The sequence below is a fragment of the Gordonia malaquae NBRC 108250 genome, from assembly GCF_000344135.1.
Taxonomy (GTDB): Bacteria; Actinomycetota; Actinomycetes; order Mycobacteriales; family Mycobacteriaceae; genus Gordonia; species Gordonia malaquae.
Genome location: NZ_BAOP01000003.1, coordinates 57913 through 76185 on the forward strand (window position 1 = coordinate 57913; position 18273 = coordinate 76185).

17 protein-coding genes and 1 riboswitch are annotated in these 18273 nt (G+C 67.0%); of the genes, 10 read left to right on the forward strand and 7 right to left on the reverse strand.

Going from position 1 to position 18273, the window contains the following annotated elements; translation table 11 throughout:
* Nucleotides 1-3: 3 nt before the first annotated feature.
* The 3 genes from GM1_RS02165 to GM1_RS02175 form a co-directional block, all read right to left on the reverse strand.
* Nucleotides 4-627, reverse strand: coding sequence for a precorrin-8X methylmutase (locus GM1_RS02165; protein ID WP_008376245.1), 624 nt, complete (start codon nucleotides 625-627; stop codon nucleotides 4-6).
* Nucleotides 628-697: 70 nt separating this feature from the next.
* The gene (locus tag GM1_RS02170) at nucleotides 698-1198 is read right to left on the reverse strand and encodes a hypothetical protein (RefSeq protein WP_008376247.1); all 501 of its coding nucleotides are present in this window, start codon (nucleotides 1196-1198) and stop codon (nucleotides 698-700) included.
* Between the two features lie 11 nt (nucleotides 1199-1209).
* Complete coding sequence (locus GM1_RS02175) at nucleotides 1210-2295, reverse strand: DNA polymerase III subunit beta family protein (RefSeq protein WP_008376249.1); 1086 nt, start codon at nucleotides 2293-2295, stop codon at nucleotides 1210-1212.
* Between the two features lie 170 nt (nucleotides 2296-2465).
* Here GM1_RS02175 and GM1_RS02180 point away from each other — a divergent pair, with 170 nt between their 5' ends.
* Complete coding sequence (locus GM1_RS02180; RefSeq protein ID WP_008376251.1) at nucleotides 2466-4022, forward strand: HNH endonuclease signature motif containing protein; 1557 nt, start codon at nucleotides 2466-2468, stop codon at nucleotides 4020-4022.
* Between the two features lie 92 nt (nucleotides 4023-4114).
* Here GM1_RS02180 and cobG read toward each other — a convergent pair whose 3' ends face one another.
* Nucleotides 4115-5251 (reverse strand): precorrin-3B synthase, encoded by a 1137-nt coding sequence (gene cobG, locus GM1_RS02185; protein WP_008376253.1) that lies wholly within the window; start codon nucleotides 5249-5251, stop codon nucleotides 4115-4117.
* A gap of 11 nt (nucleotides 5252-5262) precedes the next feature.
* Nucleotides 5263-5401, forward strand: a riboswitch (cobalamin riboswitch).
* 48 nt (nucleotides 5402-5449) lie between these two features.
* Between cobG and cobN the strand changes: the two genes are divergently transcribed.
* The 5 genes from cobN (at nucleotide 5450) to GM1_RS02210 (ending at nucleotide 13822) form a co-directional block, all read left to right on the forward strand.
* Entirely contained in the window at nucleotides 5450-9133 is a 3684-nt protein-coding gene (gene cobN, locus GM1_RS02190; protein ID WP_008376255.1) for a cobaltochelatase subunit CobN, read from the forward strand.
* Between the two features lie 138 nt (nucleotides 9134-9271).
* On the forward strand, nucleotides 9272-9799 hold the full coding sequence (locus GM1_RS02195; protein WP_008376257.1) for an FxsA family protein: 528 nt from the start codon (nucleotides 9272-9274) through the stop codon (nucleotides 9797-9799).
* A gap of 36 nt (nucleotides 9800-9835) precedes the next feature.
* Nucleotides 9836-11458, forward strand: coding sequence for an amidohydrolase (locus GM1_RS02200; protein ID WP_008376258.1), 1623 nt, complete (start codon nucleotides 9836-9838; stop codon nucleotides 11456-11458).
* Between the two features lie 53 nt (nucleotides 11459-11511).
* Complete coding sequence (lnt, locus tag GM1_RS02205) at nucleotides 11512-13065, forward strand: apolipoprotein N-acyltransferase (protein ID WP_008376259.1); 1554 nt, start codon at nucleotides 11512-11514, stop codon at nucleotides 13063-13065.
* Nucleotides 13055-13822 carry a polyprenol monophosphomannose synthase gene (locus GM1_RS02210; protein ID WP_008376261.1) on the forward strand — a complete coding sequence of 256 codons (768 nt, stop codon included), beginning with the start codon at nucleotides 13055-13057 and terminating at the stop codon, nucleotides 13820-13822. Before lnt ends, GM1_RS02210 begins: the two co-directional genes overlap by 11 nt.
* A gap of 62 nt (nucleotides 13823-13884) precedes the next feature.
* Here GM1_RS02210 and GM1_RS02215 read toward each other — a convergent pair whose 3' ends face one another.
* The gene (locus GM1_RS02215) at nucleotides 13885-14229 is read right to left on the reverse strand and encodes an RNA polymerase-binding protein RbpA (RefSeq protein WP_008376263.1); all 345 of its coding nucleotides are present in this window, start codon (nucleotides 14227-14229) and stop codon (nucleotides 13885-13887) included.
* 154 nt (nucleotides 14230-14383) lie between these two features.
* Between GM1_RS02215 and GM1_RS02220 the strand changes: the two genes are divergently transcribed.
* The 4 genes from GM1_RS02220 to GM1_RS02235 are packed head-to-tail and all read left to right on the forward strand — an operon-like array spanning nucleotide 14384 to nucleotide 16865.
* Nucleotides 14384-14665 (forward strand): hypothetical protein, encoded by a 282-nt coding sequence (locus GM1_RS02220; RefSeq protein ID WP_040519371.1) that lies wholly within the window; start codon nucleotides 14384-14386, stop codon nucleotides 14663-14665.
* Complete coding sequence (locus GM1_RS02225; RefSeq protein WP_008376266.1) at nucleotides 14662-15774, forward strand: DUF475 domain-containing protein; 1113 nt, start codon at nucleotides 14662-14664, stop codon at nucleotides 15772-15774. Before GM1_RS02220 ends, GM1_RS02225 begins: the two co-directional genes overlap by 4 nt.
* On the forward strand, nucleotides 15771-16580 hold the full coding sequence (locus GM1_RS02230; RefSeq protein WP_008376268.1) for an adenylate/guanylate cyclase domain-containing protein: 810 nt from the start codon (nucleotides 15771-15773) through the stop codon (nucleotides 16578-16580). Before GM1_RS02225 ends, GM1_RS02230 begins: the two co-directional genes overlap by 4 nt.
* 6 nt (nucleotides 16581-16586) lie before the next feature.
* Entirely contained in the window at nucleotides 16587-16865 is a 279-nt protein-coding gene (locus GM1_RS02235; RefSeq protein ID WP_040519329.1) for a hypothetical protein, read from the forward strand.
* Between the two features lie 69 nt (nucleotides 16866-16934).
* Here GM1_RS02235 and GM1_RS22220 read toward each other — a convergent pair whose 3' ends face one another.
* Both GM1_RS22220 and GM1_RS02240 read right to left on the reverse strand, forming a co-directional pair.
* Nucleotides 16935-17093, reverse strand: a complete 159-nt coding sequence (locus GM1_RS22220) for a hypothetical protein (protein ID WP_008376272.1) — start codon at nucleotides 17091-17093, stop codon at nucleotides 16935-16937.
* Nucleotides 17094-17228: 135 nt separating this feature from the next.
* On the reverse strand, nucleotides 17229-18266 hold the full coding sequence (locus tag GM1_RS02240) for an LLM class F420-dependent oxidoreductase (protein WP_008376274.1): 1038 nt from the start codon (nucleotides 18264-18266) through the stop codon (nucleotides 17229-17231).
* Between the last annotated feature and the right edge of the window lie 7 nt (nucleotides 18267-18273).

Here is an 18273-nt window from a genome sequence, read left to right on the forward strand (position 1 = left end):
CCTTCATTCGACGGGGCTCGCGAGTGCGTTGAGAGCGGCCGCGGTGATCGCCGACCCGCCGCGTCGGCCGGTCACGGTGATGAACTCGAGATCCGCGCGGGCGGCGAGCGCTGCGCACGATTCGGCGGCCCCGATGAATCCGACCGGTGCACCGATGATCGCCGCCGGTCGCGGCCAACCGTCGTCGATCAGGTCGAGCAGCGCGAACAGGGCAGTGGGCGCGTTCCCGATCGCCACGACAGACCGCTCGAGGTCGTCGCGCCAGAACTCGAGCGCCGCCGCCGTGCGAGTGTTCCCGATCCGTTCCGCGATGTCAGAGATTCCGGGTTCACGCAGGTGGCAACGCACATCGTTGTCGGCAGGCAGTCGGAGGCGGGTGACGCCGGACGCGACCATGTTCGTGTCGCACAGGATCGGTCCGCCTGCTTCGAGTGCGCCGCGTGCGGCGGCGACAACACCGGGGGAGAAGGCCACGTCAGCTGCGAGGTCTATCTGTCCCGACGCATGGATCATGCGTACGACAACTGGTTCGAGGTCCGCGGGGAAGCGGGCCAGATCCGACTCCGCGCGGATCGTTGCGAATGACTGGCGATAGATCTCCGCGCCGTCTCGGATGTAGTCGGTCATAGTGCGTTCGACACTACTGAGTGCCCGCACACGGCCACTGCCGTGGGTACACGGGTTGCGTGCGGCGGAATCAGGTCGGCCCTGGCGCCGAGGCGCGGGGCGCGGTGTCACCTGCGTCCACGGCCGTGCCGACCTCGTCGATCGCCTGCCGAATCATTCGACCGTACCCGTCTGATCCGAGTTCAGGCGACGCTGCGCGCGCCGCCGCCAGGTGTTCGCGGGCGGCGTCGAACGAGCCCAGACGCCGGAAGTCGTCGGCCAGATTGAGGTGGAGCGAGGGGTAGAAACCCGCGACCGTGACACCGTTCGCGTGTTCGGCGACTCGTTCGTCGGTCAGGGCGTCCGCCGCGTCGAGCGCCCGAACGTTCCACACGAGTGATTGCGCGGGATCGGTGTACAAGTCGGCGAGATAGTGCGCGAGGGTGCACCTGTGGAGTGCGTCGCCGCCGGGACCGGTCGCAGCCCAGACGGTCAGGAGATCGGTGCGTGCACCGGCGACGTCTCCGGTGCGTCCACGCATCACTGCGTCGGACATCGCGGCCATCGTGCGGTCTGTTTCGGGAGTTGTCATCGGAGGTCCTGTCAGTGGGGACGGGTTGAGCCGTCGACGGGCGGCCGCGTGGGCATCACGAGGGCGGTCAGGTCACCGCCGTCCGCGGATCGGATGGTGGCAGGCATGTCCGGGCCGCGAAGATCGATCAGCACGTCGGCTCCGATCGCCGAGCTCACGGCCGGGTACAGAGTTCTCAGTTCGAACCAGACGTCGGTCGGGTCGCCGTCGACGGTCGCGTCGATCGTCGTGGTGTTCCCCGATCCGCCCAACTCGACACCGGCCCGGCCGACCCGTACCGCGACGACGTCTGCCGACGTCGTTTCCAGAGCGCGACGGATCGCCGACGTGCCGACGGCGACCCGAGTGGTGACGGCGGGGAGTGCGTCCAGCATGGCGCGATGATCGGGAAACGGTTCGTCGATCAGGCGGCATCGACGGTCGATTCCGCCGTTCGACGTGATGCGCATGTCGCGCAGTCCTACTTCGATGTGCGCCCGAGGAGACCGGCGGAGGTCGGCCAGGCACAGCCGGAGGTCATCGCCGTCGACGGTGACGGACCATTCGACAGCCGTCGGGTCCAGCGTGGGCAGCGTTCTTGTCGCCAGTCGATATCGATCCGTCGCGGTGATGGTGACTCCGGTGGACTCGGCATCGAACCGTACGCCGGCGAGGGCCCGGAGAAGCCCGCCGCTCGCGGCGGCCGTGAGTACCTGATCGATCGCCGCAGCGGTCACCGGCCCGTTGACGGTGAGCGCCATCGATGAGGTCTGTCGGACATGGTGGCCGAGATCGGCTTTGATCTCCTCGGCATGCGCGGCCGCTGCGCGAGCGGCATTCACAACGTGGTCGATGTGGTCGTCGACGAGCCGCGCCGCGTGCTCCGGCCCGGCGTCGAGTACGTCGGCGACGGCCGACAGCGGCATGTCGACGTCCCGGAGGCGGCGGACCAGTTGTGCGCGATCCACCTGCTCGAGCGCGTAGAAGCGGTATCCAGAGGAGGGATCTGTCCTCGCGGGGACAAGCAGGCCGGCGTCTGCGTAGAAGCGCAATGCGCTCGCGGTCAGGCCGGTTCGTCGAGCGAAGGCGCCGATCGCCATGAGTTCGGAATCGTCCACGCGCCCATCTTCAAGCCTCAACCCACCTGAAGGTCGACACCATCCCCTTATTCGGGCGACGTTCACCGCGAGAGCAGTGGCACAGCAGTCGCAGATTCGGTCAGAAAGTCTATTGACCGCACCGAAATGTCAGATTATAATCGAATGTACGTTCGAATCAGGGGGTTGATGTGAGCACCACACTCGCCGATCAGGCCGGGGCGACGCTCACCGTCGAAGGCGGGATGTTCGTCTTTCGGATGGTGATGCCGGACCTTGCTGAAGGGTCCGATGCCACTGATGCGGCATTGATGTTGTTCGCTGCCCGGTCGGATCTGTTCCAGGGCATGGTCTTGTGGGATCAGTACGAGGCGATTTACCGCGTGTATCAGCGTCGTCTCGCCCAGGTCTGCGAGGAGGCGGGTGCGTTCACCAATCTGTATGACCCGCTGTGTCAGGTCGCCGCGTCGTACGCGACTGTGCGTGGGGTTCGTCAGCACACTGGGGAGAAGTTCGTCGATGAGGCTGTCTCGTGCATGGAACGTGTCCCGGCGATCGGCGTACTGCTGCGTGGGGGTCTCCTCACGCCCAAGCAGTTCCGTCTGGCTCTCGATCAGACCGCTGCGGTCATCGACACCGATGTCCTCGCGGTGATCGACGCAGAGGCCGCCGACCGGCTCCGTGGCGCCGGGAATCTGACTGGTCCGCGGGTGACCGAGATCGTCGCTGCTGTTGTCGCCGAACACGATGCCGACGCCGCCCAGGCGGCTCGTGAGGCCGCCAAGCCGCGGAAGAAGGTCGTGGTGGAGCCGGTCGACGGGACTCTGGCCGATCTGCGGGTGACCGGAACGGTCGAGGACGTTCGTCTGGCGCAGGACTCGATCGATGCAATCATCGCGGGCGTGTGCCCGGATGATCCGCGTGGCAAGGCTGTGCGGCGTTCGGACGCGGTGATCGCGCTGCTCACCGGCAAGGTCTTCGCCTGCCAGTGCGCGGGCGACGACTGCCCGTCCCGGGCGGGCGTCGATGTCGCGGCGCGTCTGGCGACCGTCGTACTGCATGTGGTGGCTCGGCGGGAGTCGCTGACCGGGGAGTCCGATATCCCCGCCTACCTCGACGGGTTCGGGCCGATTACCGCCGAGCATGCCCGCGACATCGCCGCCGACACCGATACCGTGGTCCGTGACCTCGACGTCACCGACCTGCTCGGCGGGGCGTCACAGCCGAGCAACGGGTATCGGCCGACCGCGGCGTGCGATGCCCTCGTGCGGGCGGTGCACGGCAGGTGCACCCATCCGGGGTGCGATATGCCCGCCTACCGGTGCGATCTGGATCATGTCGCCGAGTACAACCACGACGACCCGGCCGCGGGTGGTCCGACGTGTCCGTGCAACCTCAATCCGAAGTGCCGGTTCCACCACGGTCTGAAGACGTTCGTCGACGGCTGGTTGGACGATCAGATCGTCGACGCCAACGGAGTTATCTGGACCGAGACCACCACCCCGGAAGGCATCACCGTCCGGTCGCGGGCATTGAACCACTGGCTGCTGCCCGAACTCGGGCTCCTCCCGTGCGTCCACCACGACGCCCCGACAACCTCGCGGCCGACCACCGAGTCAGACCCCGGGCGCCCGCGGGCGCGCACCGCCGCCAAACACCGGTACCGCATGCGGATGCGGGCCTACAACCGCCGCACACGGGAACGACCAGCCGGCCCGTCGAGCGCAGTCGAGACGCCCCCGTTCTGACCCGACACAGTTCAGGTTCGATTCGTCGACACAGTCTCGACTGCGCTCGACAACGTCAGGACTCGACAAACGACCGGGCGCGACCGGAGGAGCTAGTCGACACGTCGAAGGGTGCCGTCGGCGGATGCGAGGACGCGGACATGGCTCCGAGCCGGAGATCCGCAGCCGCGATCACATCCAATCCAGTGTCCGTGCGGCGGTGCATCAGCGTCCGGGTCGAGGTCCGCGACGTGATCGCGCAAGGCAGTCCGGACATCGGCGGCCGACTTCGCACAGCCGGGTGATCCTGTGCACGCGGTGAGCGTGGTCCAGGGGGAGCGGGAGTCGAAGATGAAACCCAGGGGAGCCAGCACTCGGACGACGGTTTCGGCGACCGCTTCGTCGAGGTCACCGATCAAGATCTCGCGTTCGGTCGTGATCGACACATGCACTCCGATCGCGGCCGCGTATCGCGCTTGTTCGGCGCTGAGGTTGCCGAACGGCACAACTGCACCGAGCATCACGCGGCCGTCGGTCTGGTCGAACCATCCGACACGGGGTTCGGGATGACGTGGCACCGGCAGCGGCCCCTCGGCCGATGCCCCGAGGGCGGAGAACAACGTGGTACGACGGTCCTCGTCGAGGTCGGAGATCCGCCACGCACCCTCGGCGACGTCGAGGAACGCCCGAGCGGCCGCGACCATCTGATCGGGAAGATCGCGCAGCGGTACCGGTCCGATGACGTGTGAGCCGCCGATCACGACGACGGCGTGGTCCGAGTCGACCGCGACACCCGCGACGTCCGTCGTCCTGGCGAGGACGTCACCGCGTCCGTCGTCCAAGCCGAACCAGAACCGGCCCGACAGGACCGCCGACCAGTCAGCGGCCACCAGTGTGTCGACGAGAGCATCCGCGAAAGGCCGCAGGTCGGCGAGCCCGCCGACCCTGCCGCTGAACGGAGAGACGATCACGTTGCGGACCCTGTCATGGGCCGAGTCCGACGCGAGGCCCGCCGCGATCACGGCCTCCGCGAACGCCGCGACATCGTTCTCTGCAATCCCCCTGACCTGGAGGTTTCCGCGGACCGTCAGTTCGATGGTGCCGTCTCCGAACTCGTCAGCCGCCAGCGCGAGGGCGTCGAGAGCTTCGGACGCGATCACGCCGCCCGGCACCCGAATCCGGGCCAACGCGCCGTCGGCGGCCTGGTGGGTCCGGAAGACACCGGGGCAGCGGTCTGCGGGAATGCTCACCCGTTCAGCCTAGTTGTCGCCGGGCTGGCTACGATTGGCGGCGAACTCGATGTGGAAGCCGGTGTGAAACCGGCGCGGTCGCGCCACTGTGAGGATCCGGTGTTCATTGGCCGGTCCGAGCCAGACCCACGTCGTCAGGCCGAGAAGCCTCGGCCGTCCCCACGATGCCGGGCGCGTATTCCCGGCGAGGAGTACGCCGTGATCACGCTGCTGTCCACGTCCGACACCGATCTGCGCACCGCCGCCACCTGCGGCGCCGACTACCGGGTGGCGAACCCGAGCCGCATCCTGCTCGACGAGATCCCCGCCCTCATCGACGGCGCCGATCTCGTCGTCGTCCGAATCCTGGGTGGTCGACGGGCGTGGGAAGAGGGGCTGGACGCCGTCTTGGCCCAGCAGGTTCCGGTGATCGTCCTGTCCGGTGAACTCAATCCCGACCCGGACCTGATGGCCATGTCGACGGTTCCGACAGGCGTCGCCGCTCAGGCCCACAGCTACTTCGTCGCAGGCGGTCACGCGAACCTCGCCGCCGTGCACGACTTCCTGTCCGACACCGTGCTGCTCACCGGCCTCGGCTTCGCTCCTCCCGTCGAGACTCCCGCCTGGGGAATCCTGGAACGCACCCCGTCCGGCCGATCAATCGACTCTTCCGGCCGATCGAGCGAGTCTTCCGGCTCATCGAGCGAGTCTTCCGGCTCATCGAGCGCAGTCGAGATGCGCGTCGGCGTCCTGTACTACCGCGCCCAGCATCTCGCTGGAAACACCGAGTACGTCGACACCCTGTGCACCGCGATCGAGAACCACGGCGGGCAAGCAGAAGCGGTGTTCTGCGCTTCGCTGCGTGCCGCCGACGACGAACTGATCGCACATCTCGGCACCTTCGACGCGTTGATCGTGACTGTGCTCGCGGCAGGCGGCATCACGCCGGCCACGGCGGGCGCAGGCGGAGACGACGAAGCATGGAACGTCGAACGTCTTGCGGCTCTGGACATTCCGATCCTGCAGGGGCTGTGCCTCACATCGTCGCGTGACGATTGGGAGTCACAGGACGACGGGGTGTCGCCGCTCGACGTCGCTAGCCAGGTCGCGGTACCCGAGTTCGACGGCCGGATCATCACCGTGCCGTTCTCGTTCAAGGAGTTCGACGACAACGGTCTGCCGTTCTACGCGCCCGACGTCGAGCGCTGCGCGCGCGTCGCAGGAATCGCCGTCCGGCACGCTCGGCTGCGTCACCTCCCCGCGACGGAGCGCCGCATCGCGCTGCTGTTGTCGGCCTACCCGACGAAGCATGCACGAATCGGCAACGCCGTCGGCCTCGACACCCCGCGCAGCCTCGTTCATCTGCTGAGGGCGCTCGGCGACGCCGGTTACCAGGTCGCCGGCGACGTGCCGGGCCTCGGCGCGACCCCGGATGCCGACGATCCCGATGCACTGATGCACGCACTGATCGACGCCGGAGGCCAGGACGCCGACTGGCTCACGGAGGAGGCACTGGCGGCCAATCCGATCCGGGTGGGCGCGGCCGACTACACCCGCTGGTTCCAGACGCTGCCCGACGGTCTCCGCGGAGCGGTCATCGAGCATTGGGGACCGCCACCCGGCGAGCTCTTCGTCGACCGGTCGGCGAATCCGGACGGCGACATCGTGATCGCCGCCATGACGTTCGGGAACATCGTGCTCCTGGTTCAGCCGCCCCGCGGCTTCGGCGAGAACCCCGTCGCGATCTACCACGATCCGGATCTGCCGCCGAGTCACCACTACCTGGCGAGTTACCGCTGGCTCGCATCGCGGGCCGACACCGACGGGTGGGGTTTCGGAGCCGACGCCGTCGTCCACGTCGGCAAACACGGAAACCTGGAGTGGCTGCCCGGTAAGACCCTCGGGATGTCGGCGGACTGCGGCACCGATGCTGCGCTGGGCGATCTTCCGCTGATCTACCCATTCCTGGTCAACGACCCCGGCGAGGGCACGCAGGCCAAGCGTCGAGCGCACGCTGTCCTCGTCGACCACCTGATTCCGCCGATGGCCCGGGCCGAGTCGTACGGCGACATCTCCCGCCTCGAGCAGCTTCTCGACGAGCACGCGAACATCTCGGCACTCGATCCGGGCAAGCTGCCAGCCATCCGACAGCAGATCTGGACCCTCTTGACCGCAGCGAAGATGGACGCCGACCTGGGCCTCGCGGAACGGCCGGAGGAGGACGTGTTCGACGACATGCTCCTGCACGTCGACGGATGGCTGTGCGAGATCAAGGATGCCGCGATCCGCGACGGTCTCCACGTGCTCGGCCAGGCGCCGGACGCCGAGACCGAAGTGGACCTGGTCCTCGCCATGCTCCGGGCCCGTCAGCTGTGGGGCGGTTCGCAGAGCCTGCCGGGCCTGCGCGAAGCACTCGGTCTGGTCGAGAACGACTCGTCGCGCGGCGACGTCGATCGTGTGGAGCAGATCGCTCGCGACCTCGTGTCGACATGCGCCGACGACGACTGGTCGACGGAGGCCGTCGCTGCTGCGACGGCCGATCATCCGGACGAGGTGGGGGAGATCCTCACGTTCGCCGCCACCGAGGTGGTTCCACGGCTGCGTCAGACGAGTCGCGAGATCGACCAGGTGCTTCACGCGCTCGACGGCGGTTTCATCGAGGCCGGGCCGAGCGGCTCCCCGCTTCGCGGTCTGATCAACGTGCTCCCGACGGGTCGCAACTTCTACTCCGTCGACCCCAAAGCGGTCCCGTCGCAGTTGGCTTTCGAGACCGGCCGCGCGATGGCCGACTCGCTCGTCGAACGGTACCTCGCCGATCACGGCGAGTATCCGGCGTCAGTGGGACTGTCGGTCTGGGGAACCAGCGCGATGCGGACCTCGGGCGACGACGTCGGCGAGATCCTCGCGCTCCTCGGTGTGGCACCCGTGTGGGATGAGATGTCCCGCCGCATCACGGGTGTCGAACTGGTCCCGCTCGCTGAGCTGGGCCGCCCGCGCATCGATGTGACGATCCGCATCTCCGGGTTCTTCCGCGACGCCTTCTCACATGTGGTCACCATGCTCGACGACGCCGTGCGCCTCGCCGCCGACGCCGACGAGCCGGACTCCGACAACTTCGTGGCCGCCCATGCTCGGGCGGCGCTCGCCGAGCACGGCGACGCGCGACGCGCGACGACCCGCGTGTTCGGCTCTCGTCCGGGCACGTACGGGGCTGGACTCCTGCAGTTGATCGATTCGAAGCAGTGGCGGACCGATGACGACCTCGCGGCCGTCTACACCGAGTGGGGCGGCTACGCGTACGGCCGCGAACTCGACGGTGTCGCCGCGGTCGACGACATGCGTGCGGCGTACCGCAGGATCGCCGTCGCCGCGAAGAACACCGACACCCGAGAGCACGACATCGCCGACTCCGACGACTACTTCCAGTTCCACGGAGGGATGATCGCCACCGTCCGATCGCTCACCGGATCGAACCCGGAGGCGTACATCGGTGACTCGACCCGCCCCGACGCGGTGCGCACTCGCACGCTGCACGAGGAGACCTCACGGGTGTTCCGGGCTCGCGTGGTGAACCCGCGCTGGTTGTCGGCCATGCGGCGGCACGGCTACAAGGGCGCGTTCGAGATGGCGGCGACGGTCGACTACCTGTTCGGGTACGACGCCACGACCGACGTCGTCGCCGATTGGATGTACGAACAGCTCACCGAGCAGTACGTTCTGGACAAGACCAACCGCGAGTTCCTGCAGCAGTCCAACCCGTGGGCACTGCACGGGATCTCCGAGCGGCTCCTCGAAGCCGTGGAGCGCGACATGTGGCACGAGCCTCCCGCCGAACTCCTCGACGAGCTTCGTCGCGTGTACCTCGACGCCGAGGGCGACATCGAGGAGCGCACCGAGAGCTAGCGCGGGCTTGTCGTGAGCGAGCGAAGCCAGTCGAAGGGCTTGTCGTGAGCGAGCGGAGCGAGTCGAAGGGAACTCTTTTGTGGACGCAAGCGTTGTAGCTACAGACAAGCGCACGTGACACGACAGAGAGACACGGACATGATCAGGCTTCTACTCGCGGGCTACGTCGTCGTGGAGATCGCGGCGTTCGCAGCGTTGACCTACTTCCTCGGCTTCGGGTGGGCGTTGCTCATCACCCTGGGCGCTGCGGCGGTCGGCTTCGCTGTCCTGGGCCGTCGCGCTCGCGGGCTCACCGCAGATCTTCGACGAGCCTCCCGTCGCGAGCCGACAGACGGGGAACCCGCGTCCGACGCTGCGTTGTTCGCCGGTGCCGCGTTGTTCACGATCCTTCCGGGTGTGGTGTCGACCATTGTCGGACTCGTGTTGATGACACCGCCGGTCCGTCGCATGCTCGCGCCTGCCGTTGAGCGGAGCCTCGTCCGACGCGCGTCGTTCGTCGTCGCCGGGGTCCCCGGTGGCATGGGCCGTCGTTACGTGGACGGAACCGTCGAGGGAGACGTCGTCGACCAGACGTCCGACGTGGTTGACATCACGCCCCGCAACCCGGACGGAAGCGTCTACATCGACCTGCCCCGGCTGCCGCAGTCGCCGGTCACCCAACCCTGACGGCACGCTCGCCGGGCCTTTGACACAATCGAGGGTGTGACCACACAGCTTCTGGTCGGTGGAATGGTCTATTCCTCGCCGGCCGTCCCCGATGCCACTGCACTCGCGATCACTGACGGAGTCGTCGTCTGGGTCGGGACCGACGATGTGGGTCGGGCGCTGCATCCGGACGCGGAGGTGGTCGACCTCGACGGTCACTTCGTCGCACCGGCGTTCGTCGACTCGCACGTTCATCTGACCGACATGGGGCTTCGACTTACCGGCCTCGACCTGACCGACGCGACGAGCCGAACAGACTGCCTCGATCGGCTCGCCGCGCACGTCGCCGACTCCGATCAGGCGATCGTGTGGGGTCTCGGATGGGACGCGTCCACCTGGTCGGGAGACCGACCCGACGACGACATGCCGCCCACCACCGACGACATCGATCGCGTGGCCGGTGGACGCCCGGTCTACCTGGCGCGTGTCGATGAGCATTCGGCAGCGGCCTCTACCGCACTGCGGGAGCTCGTTCACGGCATCGAGGCCGCCACCGGTTTCGACGCGCAGGGACCGCTCGTCGCAGACGCCCACCATCGTGTCCGTGCTGCGGCACGGGCGCTCATCACTCCCGAAGCTCGCCACGATGCACAGATCAAGGCACTCGACCACGCGGCGTCACGCGGTGTCGTCGCCGTTCACGAGAACGGCGGCCCCGATATCAGCGGGGTCGACGACTTCCGCTCGCTCGCCGACCTCGACCACGGCGTCACGGTGCGCCGATACTGGGGCCAGCCGGTCAGCACGCTGGAGGAGGCGCGCGCAGTCGTCTCCGCGATGGGTGCCGACGGCATCGGCGGAGACCTGTTCGTCGACGGCGCTCTCGGGTCGCGCACCGCGTGGCTGAGCGCGGAGTACAGCGATGCACCGGGTGAGTTCGGGGTGAGCTACCTCGACGAGGAGACCATCGCCAACCATCTGCGCGCCACCACCCTCGCAGGTGTGCAGGCCGGGTTCCATGTGATCGGCGACGGAGCCGTCGCGGCTGTTGCGGCCGCAATGACCCTCGTCGCCGACGAACTCGGCACTCCCGCGCTCGCACGATGTGCCCACCGTCTCGAACATGCCGAGATGGTCACCGCGGAGCAGGCGGAGGTGTTCGCACGATGCGGTGTGGTGGCGAGTATGCAGCCGCTGTTCGACGACGAATGGGGCGGGGACGACGCCCTGTACATCAAGCGGCTCGGCGATCGGGCTCCGACGCTCAACAACTTCGCCGGACTCGCCAAAGCCGGTGTGGCCCTCGCGTTCTCCAGTGACGCCCCGGTCTGCGACATCGACCCGTGGGCGACCATTCGTGCCGCCGCGCATCACCACACGCCTACCAACGCGATCTCGCCGCGTGCAGCGTTCGCCGCCTGCACGCGTGGCGGATGGCGCGCCGGAGGTGTCAACGACGGGCTCACCGGCACACTCGTGCCGGGCGCCCCCGCACACTACGCGGTCTGGGACGTCGACGAACTCGTCGTCGCCGCCTCCCATGCCGGTGTCCAGCGCTGGTCGACCGATCCCAGATCACGCGTTCCGGCTCTCCCGGACGTCGCACCCGGTGCGCGACTGCCCGAATGCGTCCGGACGGTCGCTGCCGGCGTCACCATTTACGAGCGGCCGACTGCGTGAGGCTTCCCGGCTGGGCGTGGCGACTTCTAGCGTCGGCCGCGTCCGGCGGGCTGATGTACGCCGCATTTCCGCCGCGTGACCTCTGGTTCCTTGCTCCGCTGTCGCTAGCAGTGCTCTACGCAGTCCTGCGTGTCGGGCGCCCCAGGATTCGAGTCGGCGCTCTGTCGGGGTTCGTGTTCGGCGTCGCGTTCTTCGTGCCGCTCCTGCCGTGGATCGGGGAGTACGTCGGCCCGCTGCCATGGCTTGCTCTGGCGGTGGTGATGGCCCTCTATCTGGCCGCGTTCGGCGCTGTGGCAACGCTCACCATGCGCCTGCAATGCGCGCCTGTATGGTTCGCCGTCGCCTGGGTCGGAGTCGAAGCGATCCGTTCGTCGTTCCCGTTCGGTGGATTCCCGTGGGGACGAGCGGCATTCAGTCAGACGACCGGCCTGCTTCTTCCGTTGACGTCTCTCGTCGGAGCACCGGGGCTCTCGTTCCTGGTCGCGATCGTCGGAGCCGGCGTCGGTGCTTGCGCCCTTGCTCTTATCGATCTTAAGCGGGCGAGCGGCGGGCGTCTGCGCCCGGCCGCGGGTGCCGCGGTGGTCGTAGCCTCGTTGATCGCGGGCGCGGTGATGAGCTTGGTCGGTGCACCCGGAACGCATGCAACGGGGTCGATCGAGGTCGCCGCCGTTCAGGGCAACGTTCCGCGACTCGGCCTCGACTTCAACGAACAACGTCGTGCAGTGCTCGACAACCACGTTGAACAGACGATGGAACTCGCCCGCCAGGTTCGAGACGGCAGCCGCCCTCAACCCGACATCGTGCTGTGGCCGGAGAACGCATCCGACATCCCACCGTCGCTGAACCCGGACGCCGCCGAGTTGATTCGCTCAGCGGCGACCTCCGCCGGTGTGCCGATCGTGCTCGGCACCCTCGTGCCGAACGACGACGGTCGGCCGTCCAACTCAGTCCTGCTGTGGGGGGTCACCGACAGGGTCGCCGACTCCGATCCGTCTGGCCGCTACGACAAGCACATCATCCAGCCCTTCGGCGAGTACCTCCCGTGGCGGGGATTCTTCCGGCACTTCTCGTCGTACGCCGATCGTGCAGGCGACTTCCGTCCGGGCACCGGACCCGCGATCCTCACCGCTCAGACGTCTGAGGGGCCAGTTCGTCTCGGCGTCTCGACGTGCTGGGAGGTCGCGTTCGACCGTTCCCCACGTCAAGCGATCGACGACGGCGCACAACTCCTGTACGTACCGACCAACAATGCGACGTTCGGGCTCACAGAGATGAGCAGCCAGCAGCTCGCGATGTCGCGCATCCGCGCCGTTGAGACCGGCCGCGACGTCGCCGTCGTCTCGACCAGTGGACTCAGCGCCCTGATCCGGTCCGACGGAACGATCATCGACCAGAGTGAGCTCTTCGAGCCCGCCCTGTTGCAGAGTCCGCTGGAACTGCGCGACGGACGCACCGTTGCGGTCCGACTCGGGGCCTGGCCGGAACGCGCGATACTGCTGATCTTGGTGGTCGGTTTTTTGTACGCACTGATGCGAGCGACTAACCTCGATGTGTTCGCCGGTCGACGCCGACCGGCCGGAGGGATGAAGGAGCACGATGAGCGGTAGCGGTCAGGAAGTGATCGGACAGCGGGGCGCGGGGGCGCTCGTCGTCATTCCCACATTCAACGAACGTGAGAATCTGCCCCTGATCGTCGGACGCCTGCTCGACGCGATGTCCGACGTCCACGTGCTGGTGGTCGACGACTCGAGTCCCGACGGGACCGGTGACGTCGCCGATCAGCTTGCAGCGGACGACGCTGCGGGCCGTGTCCACGTGATGCACCGCACGGCGAAGGACGGCCTCGGCAAGGCCTACCTCGCGGGTTTCGCGTGGGGCCTGGACCGCGATTACCGCGTGATCGTCGAAATGGACGCCGACGGCAGTCACGCTCCCGAGCAGCTGCACCGGCTGTTCGACGAGATCAACGCAGGCGCCGACCTAGTCATCGGCTCGCGTTACGTCCCCGGCGGTGCATTGGTCAACTGGCCGAAGCGGCGCGAGGTGCTGTCGAAGGGCGCGAACACCTACGCGCGTCTGGCACTCGGATCCAAGATCAAGGACATCACCGCCGGTTACCGGGCGTTCCGTCGTGAGGTCCTCGAGAAGATCGGGCTCGACCAGGTCGATTCCGCGGGCTACTGCTTCCAGATCGATCTCGCCTGGCGCACCATGCAGGCCGGGTTCGTGATCCGCGAAGTCCCCATCACGTTCACCGAACGCGCCATCGGCGAGTCGAAGATGGACGGCGGCGTGATCGCCGAGTCGTTCCTGAAGGTCGCCCGCTGGGGCATCGAAGGCCGCACCGCTCGATTCCGTCGCTGAGCGACCAGACAGATGAGTGAGGCCCCGTCTTTCGACGGGGCCTCACTCTTTGTTTCGCGGTGTTATGCGGTGCCGCCGCGGCGACGCTGCTTGAGCAGGTCGAGACGCTCGGCGAGCAGAACTTCCAGTTCCTCTTCAGAGCGGCGCTCCAGCAGCATGTCCCAGTGGGTGCGTGGCGGCTTGCCCTTCTTCTCCTCCGGCTCGGCGCCTTCGAGGATGGTGCCCTCCATGCCGTTCTTGCACGGCCACTTCGACGGGATCTCGGCGTCGTCGGCGAACGGGATGTCGAAGATCTCACCATTGTCGGTGCGGTACTGGACGATCCGCCGCGGCGCGAGGTCGTGGTCGCGGTCGGTCTCGTAGCTCACCGCTCCGAGCCGGCTACCGCGCAGTACTCGATCAGCCATTCATGGGTCCTCTCAAAAGACAGTGGTCCGGCCATTCTACGCGTCCCGCGCGAGTGATGCGCGGACCGGGCCGTCTGGGCCGGTAACGTAGGCAAGCGTGTCAGAGACGTCGACTCACAAGCGGCCGTACGCCTGCGCGTGGTGCGGTCGGCAGATGGTCGACTCCGAGACTGGTCGACGGCGGAAATACTGCAAACGATCGTGCCGTCAACGCGCTTACGAACAGAGAACACTCCTGGAGGGCACGGCTATTCCCGGCGACGCCCTCATCCTGTCGGCGGCCGAGGCCGAAGCTCTCGGCGATCGACTGTTCGAACTCCGATGCGCCGCCGAAGACATCCGTACCGCGCTCGCCGAGAACGCCGACCAGGCGTCGTTGACCTCGATGGCCGACGAGCTTGTTCGGATGGCTGACGAGGCAGAAAGGCTCCGATGACCACCTTCCGAATCTTCGGGGCGTCGATCGCCGTCACCGTCGTCGCGCTGATCGTGGCCTTCCTCTACGGAGGCTGGGCCGGGGTCGCCGTGGCCGCCATTCTCGGCATCCTCGAGATCTCGCTGTCGTTCGACAACGCCGTCATCAACGCCACCGTCCTCGAACGGATGAGCCCGATCTGGCAGCGGATCTTCCTGACCGTCGGTGTCCTCATCGCGGTGTTCGGCATGCGTCTGGTGTTCCCGCTCGCCATCGTGTGGGCGACGTCCGGGCTCAACCCGGTCGACGCGATGGATCTTGCGCTCAATCCTCCCGCGGACGGAGCATCACACTTCCCAGACGGGTCCGCGAGCTACGAGACACTCCTGACCGACGCTCACCCACAGATCGCGGCGTTCGGCGGAATGTTCCTGCTCATGCTGTTTCTCGACTTCCTGTTCGACGACTCCGGGATCACCTGGCTCTCGCCGATCGAGGACCCGCTGACGAAGGTCGGAAGACTGCCGAACGCATCGACGATCCTGGCCCTCGGAGCGCTGGTCATCGCGGCACAGTTCGCAGAATCTGATCACCTCGTCGGTGTGCTCACCGCAGGGGTGCTCGGCCTGTTCACATACCTGCTCGTCAACGGGCTCACGGGACTGGTCGGCCAGGGCGATCCGGACGAGGGCCGCGCCGGCGCCACCGAGGTGGTCAAGGCGGTCGGCAAGGCGGGGTTCTTCCTGTTCCTCTACCTCGAGGTCCTCGACGCGTCGTTCTCGTTCGACGGTGTGATCGGCGCGTTCGCGATCACCTCGGATCCGATCCTCATCGCGCTCGGACTCGGATTCATCGGCGCGATGTTCGTGAGGTCCATCACCGTGTACCTGGTGCGGGCGGGAACATTGGCGGAGTACCGCTACCTCGAGCACGGTGCACACTGGGCGATCGGCGCTCTCGCGGTGATCATGCTGGTCAGCATCCACCTCGAGGTGCCAGAACTGGTCACCGGACTGATCGGAGTCGCCTTCATCGGGGCGTCCGCGTTGTCGAGCATCGTCGCCAACCGTCGTGATGCGGCACGCACCGACGACACGGACGATCTGCCCACCGTAGAATCTCGTACGTGACACCACCGCGCCCGGAGCCGAGTCCAGAGGACACCTCGTGGTCGTCGTTGAACCGGGCGAACAAGTTTCTGACCCGCACGGATTCGAGCGAGGCGGCACTGAAGGCCGCTCGATTCGCACGCAGCCTCGCGCCGGGGGAGACGATCGCACCGAAGACCGACCGGACGTCCGATCGAGTCGCGCGGATGATCGGCGACGCGAACGCCGACCGACCGAGCGCGGTACGCGAGCTCGGGCTGGCATCGGTAGCCGTGTGGCAGAACATCGTCGAACGCCGCAGACCTGCACCCGACAGCGCACCTGTGCCCGCGACGATTCTCTTCACCGACATCGTCAGCTTCTCCACCTGGGCGCTCCGCGCGGGCGACGATCACGTGCTCGACCTCATCGGCCAGGTCAACGAAGCGTGTGCGCGCGTGATCCGACGGCGGGGCGGACAGGTCGTCAAAACGCTCGGCGACGGAACGATGGCCGTGTTCGTCGACGCCGAACAGGCGATCTCCGCTGCCTACGAGTGCGGTGAAGCCGTCAACGCGATCACCGTCGCAGGGCATCGTCCGGCATTGCGAGCAGGCTTGCACACCGGCGCGCCGCGCGCGGTCGGCGACGACTTTCTCGGCGTCGACGTCAACATCGCGGCCCGCGTGTGCGATGCGGCCGGGGCGAGCGAGGTGTTCATCAGTGACGCGACACTCGCCGCCGTCGACGCTGACAAGTATGTGGTCAAGCGCCGTCGATTCCGTGCGAAGGGTGTGCCGAAGGAGATGACCGTGTACCGCGTCCTCCCTCGGTACGACGAGGAGTGAGCTGTGATGCCGCTCTTCGACGACGACGAGCTTCGCGAGTACTACCAGCGGATGGAGGACAGGACGGCGGCCGCGCACGCCCGTCCGCGTCGACGCCGTCGCGAGGTCCCGACTGTCACGTTCACCTGCCCGACGCCTGAGAAGATCGCGTACGACGACTATCCCGCGGTGATGGGCGCGATTCTCGCCATCAGCCGCGCATCACGTGCGCGTCCGTCTCTGCGTTGTTACGAGTGTCGCTGCGGTTTCTGGCACCTGACAAGCGGTATTCCGCGACCGTCGTAACCCTCGGGAAGAACGAAAAGGGCCACGACCTCGGGTGAGGTCGTGGCCCTTCGCGGGTGTTGAGGCGAGTCAGCGGCGGCGCTGCGTGGGTCCGAGCACCGAGACCGGCGAGTTGGACAGCTGCAGGTTCGTGCGATCAGCGTGGCTCATGTTCATCGCCCGGTTGATGCGGCGTCCGTAAACGCGAATCGTCGAGCCGATAGTGGGACTGGTGCGGTTGTTGCGCATGGTGGAGTCCTCCTCCGTCGTCTTCAGTCCACACAAATGTAACCAACGAGAAAGCCCACGTCAACTTTCATTACCGGCGTGTTCACTTTGTGTTCACCTTGTGGGTAACCCGGCGCACACCAGACGCGAGAGAAGTCACTCGGCGACGAGAGCCGCCAGTCGTTCCACTTCGGCAGGCGATCCGGGGGAGACGAGCATCGTTGTCACGCCCGCGGCCTCCCAGCGCTTGATCTCCTTCTGGACGTGCGCCTCGTCGCCGATGATGGCCGAATCGTCGACCGCTTCGTTGGGAATGATCGCTGCGGCTTCGGCCTTGCGGCCGGAGCGGAAGAGTTCGGTCACCTCGTCGACGACGTCGCCGTAACCCATGCGGCGGTACACCTCGGCGTGGAAGTTCGTGTCCTCGCTGCCCATGCCGCCCATGTAGAGCGCGAGGAACGGCTTGATGCCGGCGTACGCGGCCGCCGGGTCGTCGGTCACCACGATCTGCGCAGTCGCACAGATCTCGAACGTCTCGCGGGTGTTGCGCGCGCCGGGACGGTTGAAGCCTTCGTCCAGCCACTCGTTGTACTGATCGGCGAGGCGGGGTGTGTAGAACAGCGGCAGCCAGCCGTCGGCGATCTCTGCAGTCAGCGCGATGTTCTTGGGCCCTTCGGCTCCGAGGAAGATCGGGATGTCCTTGCGAAGGGGATGCACGATCGACTTGAGCGGCTTACCGAGTCCGGTGGTTCCCTCGCCCGCCAACGGAAGTCGATAGTGCGGTCCGTCGCTGGTCACCGGCGCTTCACGAGCCCAGACCTGGCGCATGATGTCGATGTACTCGCGGGTCCGCGCGAGCGGCTTCGGAAACTTCTGGCCGTACCACCCTTCGACAACCTGCGGACCGGACACGCCGAGCCCGACGATGTGACGCCCTCCGGAGAGGTGGTCCAGCGTCTGAGCGGCCATCGCACACGCGGTGGGTGTGCGAGCGGACAGCTGAATCACCGACGTGCCGAGGCGGACCCGCTCCGTGGAACTGCCCCACCAGGACAGGGGAGTGTAGGCGTCCGACCCCCACGCCTCGGCGGTGAACACCGCGTCGAAATCGTGCTCTTCGGCGGCCGCCACGAGTTCGGCGTGATTGTGCGGGGGCTGTGCGCCCCAGTATCCGAGCTGCAATCCGAGTTTCATTCCGCCA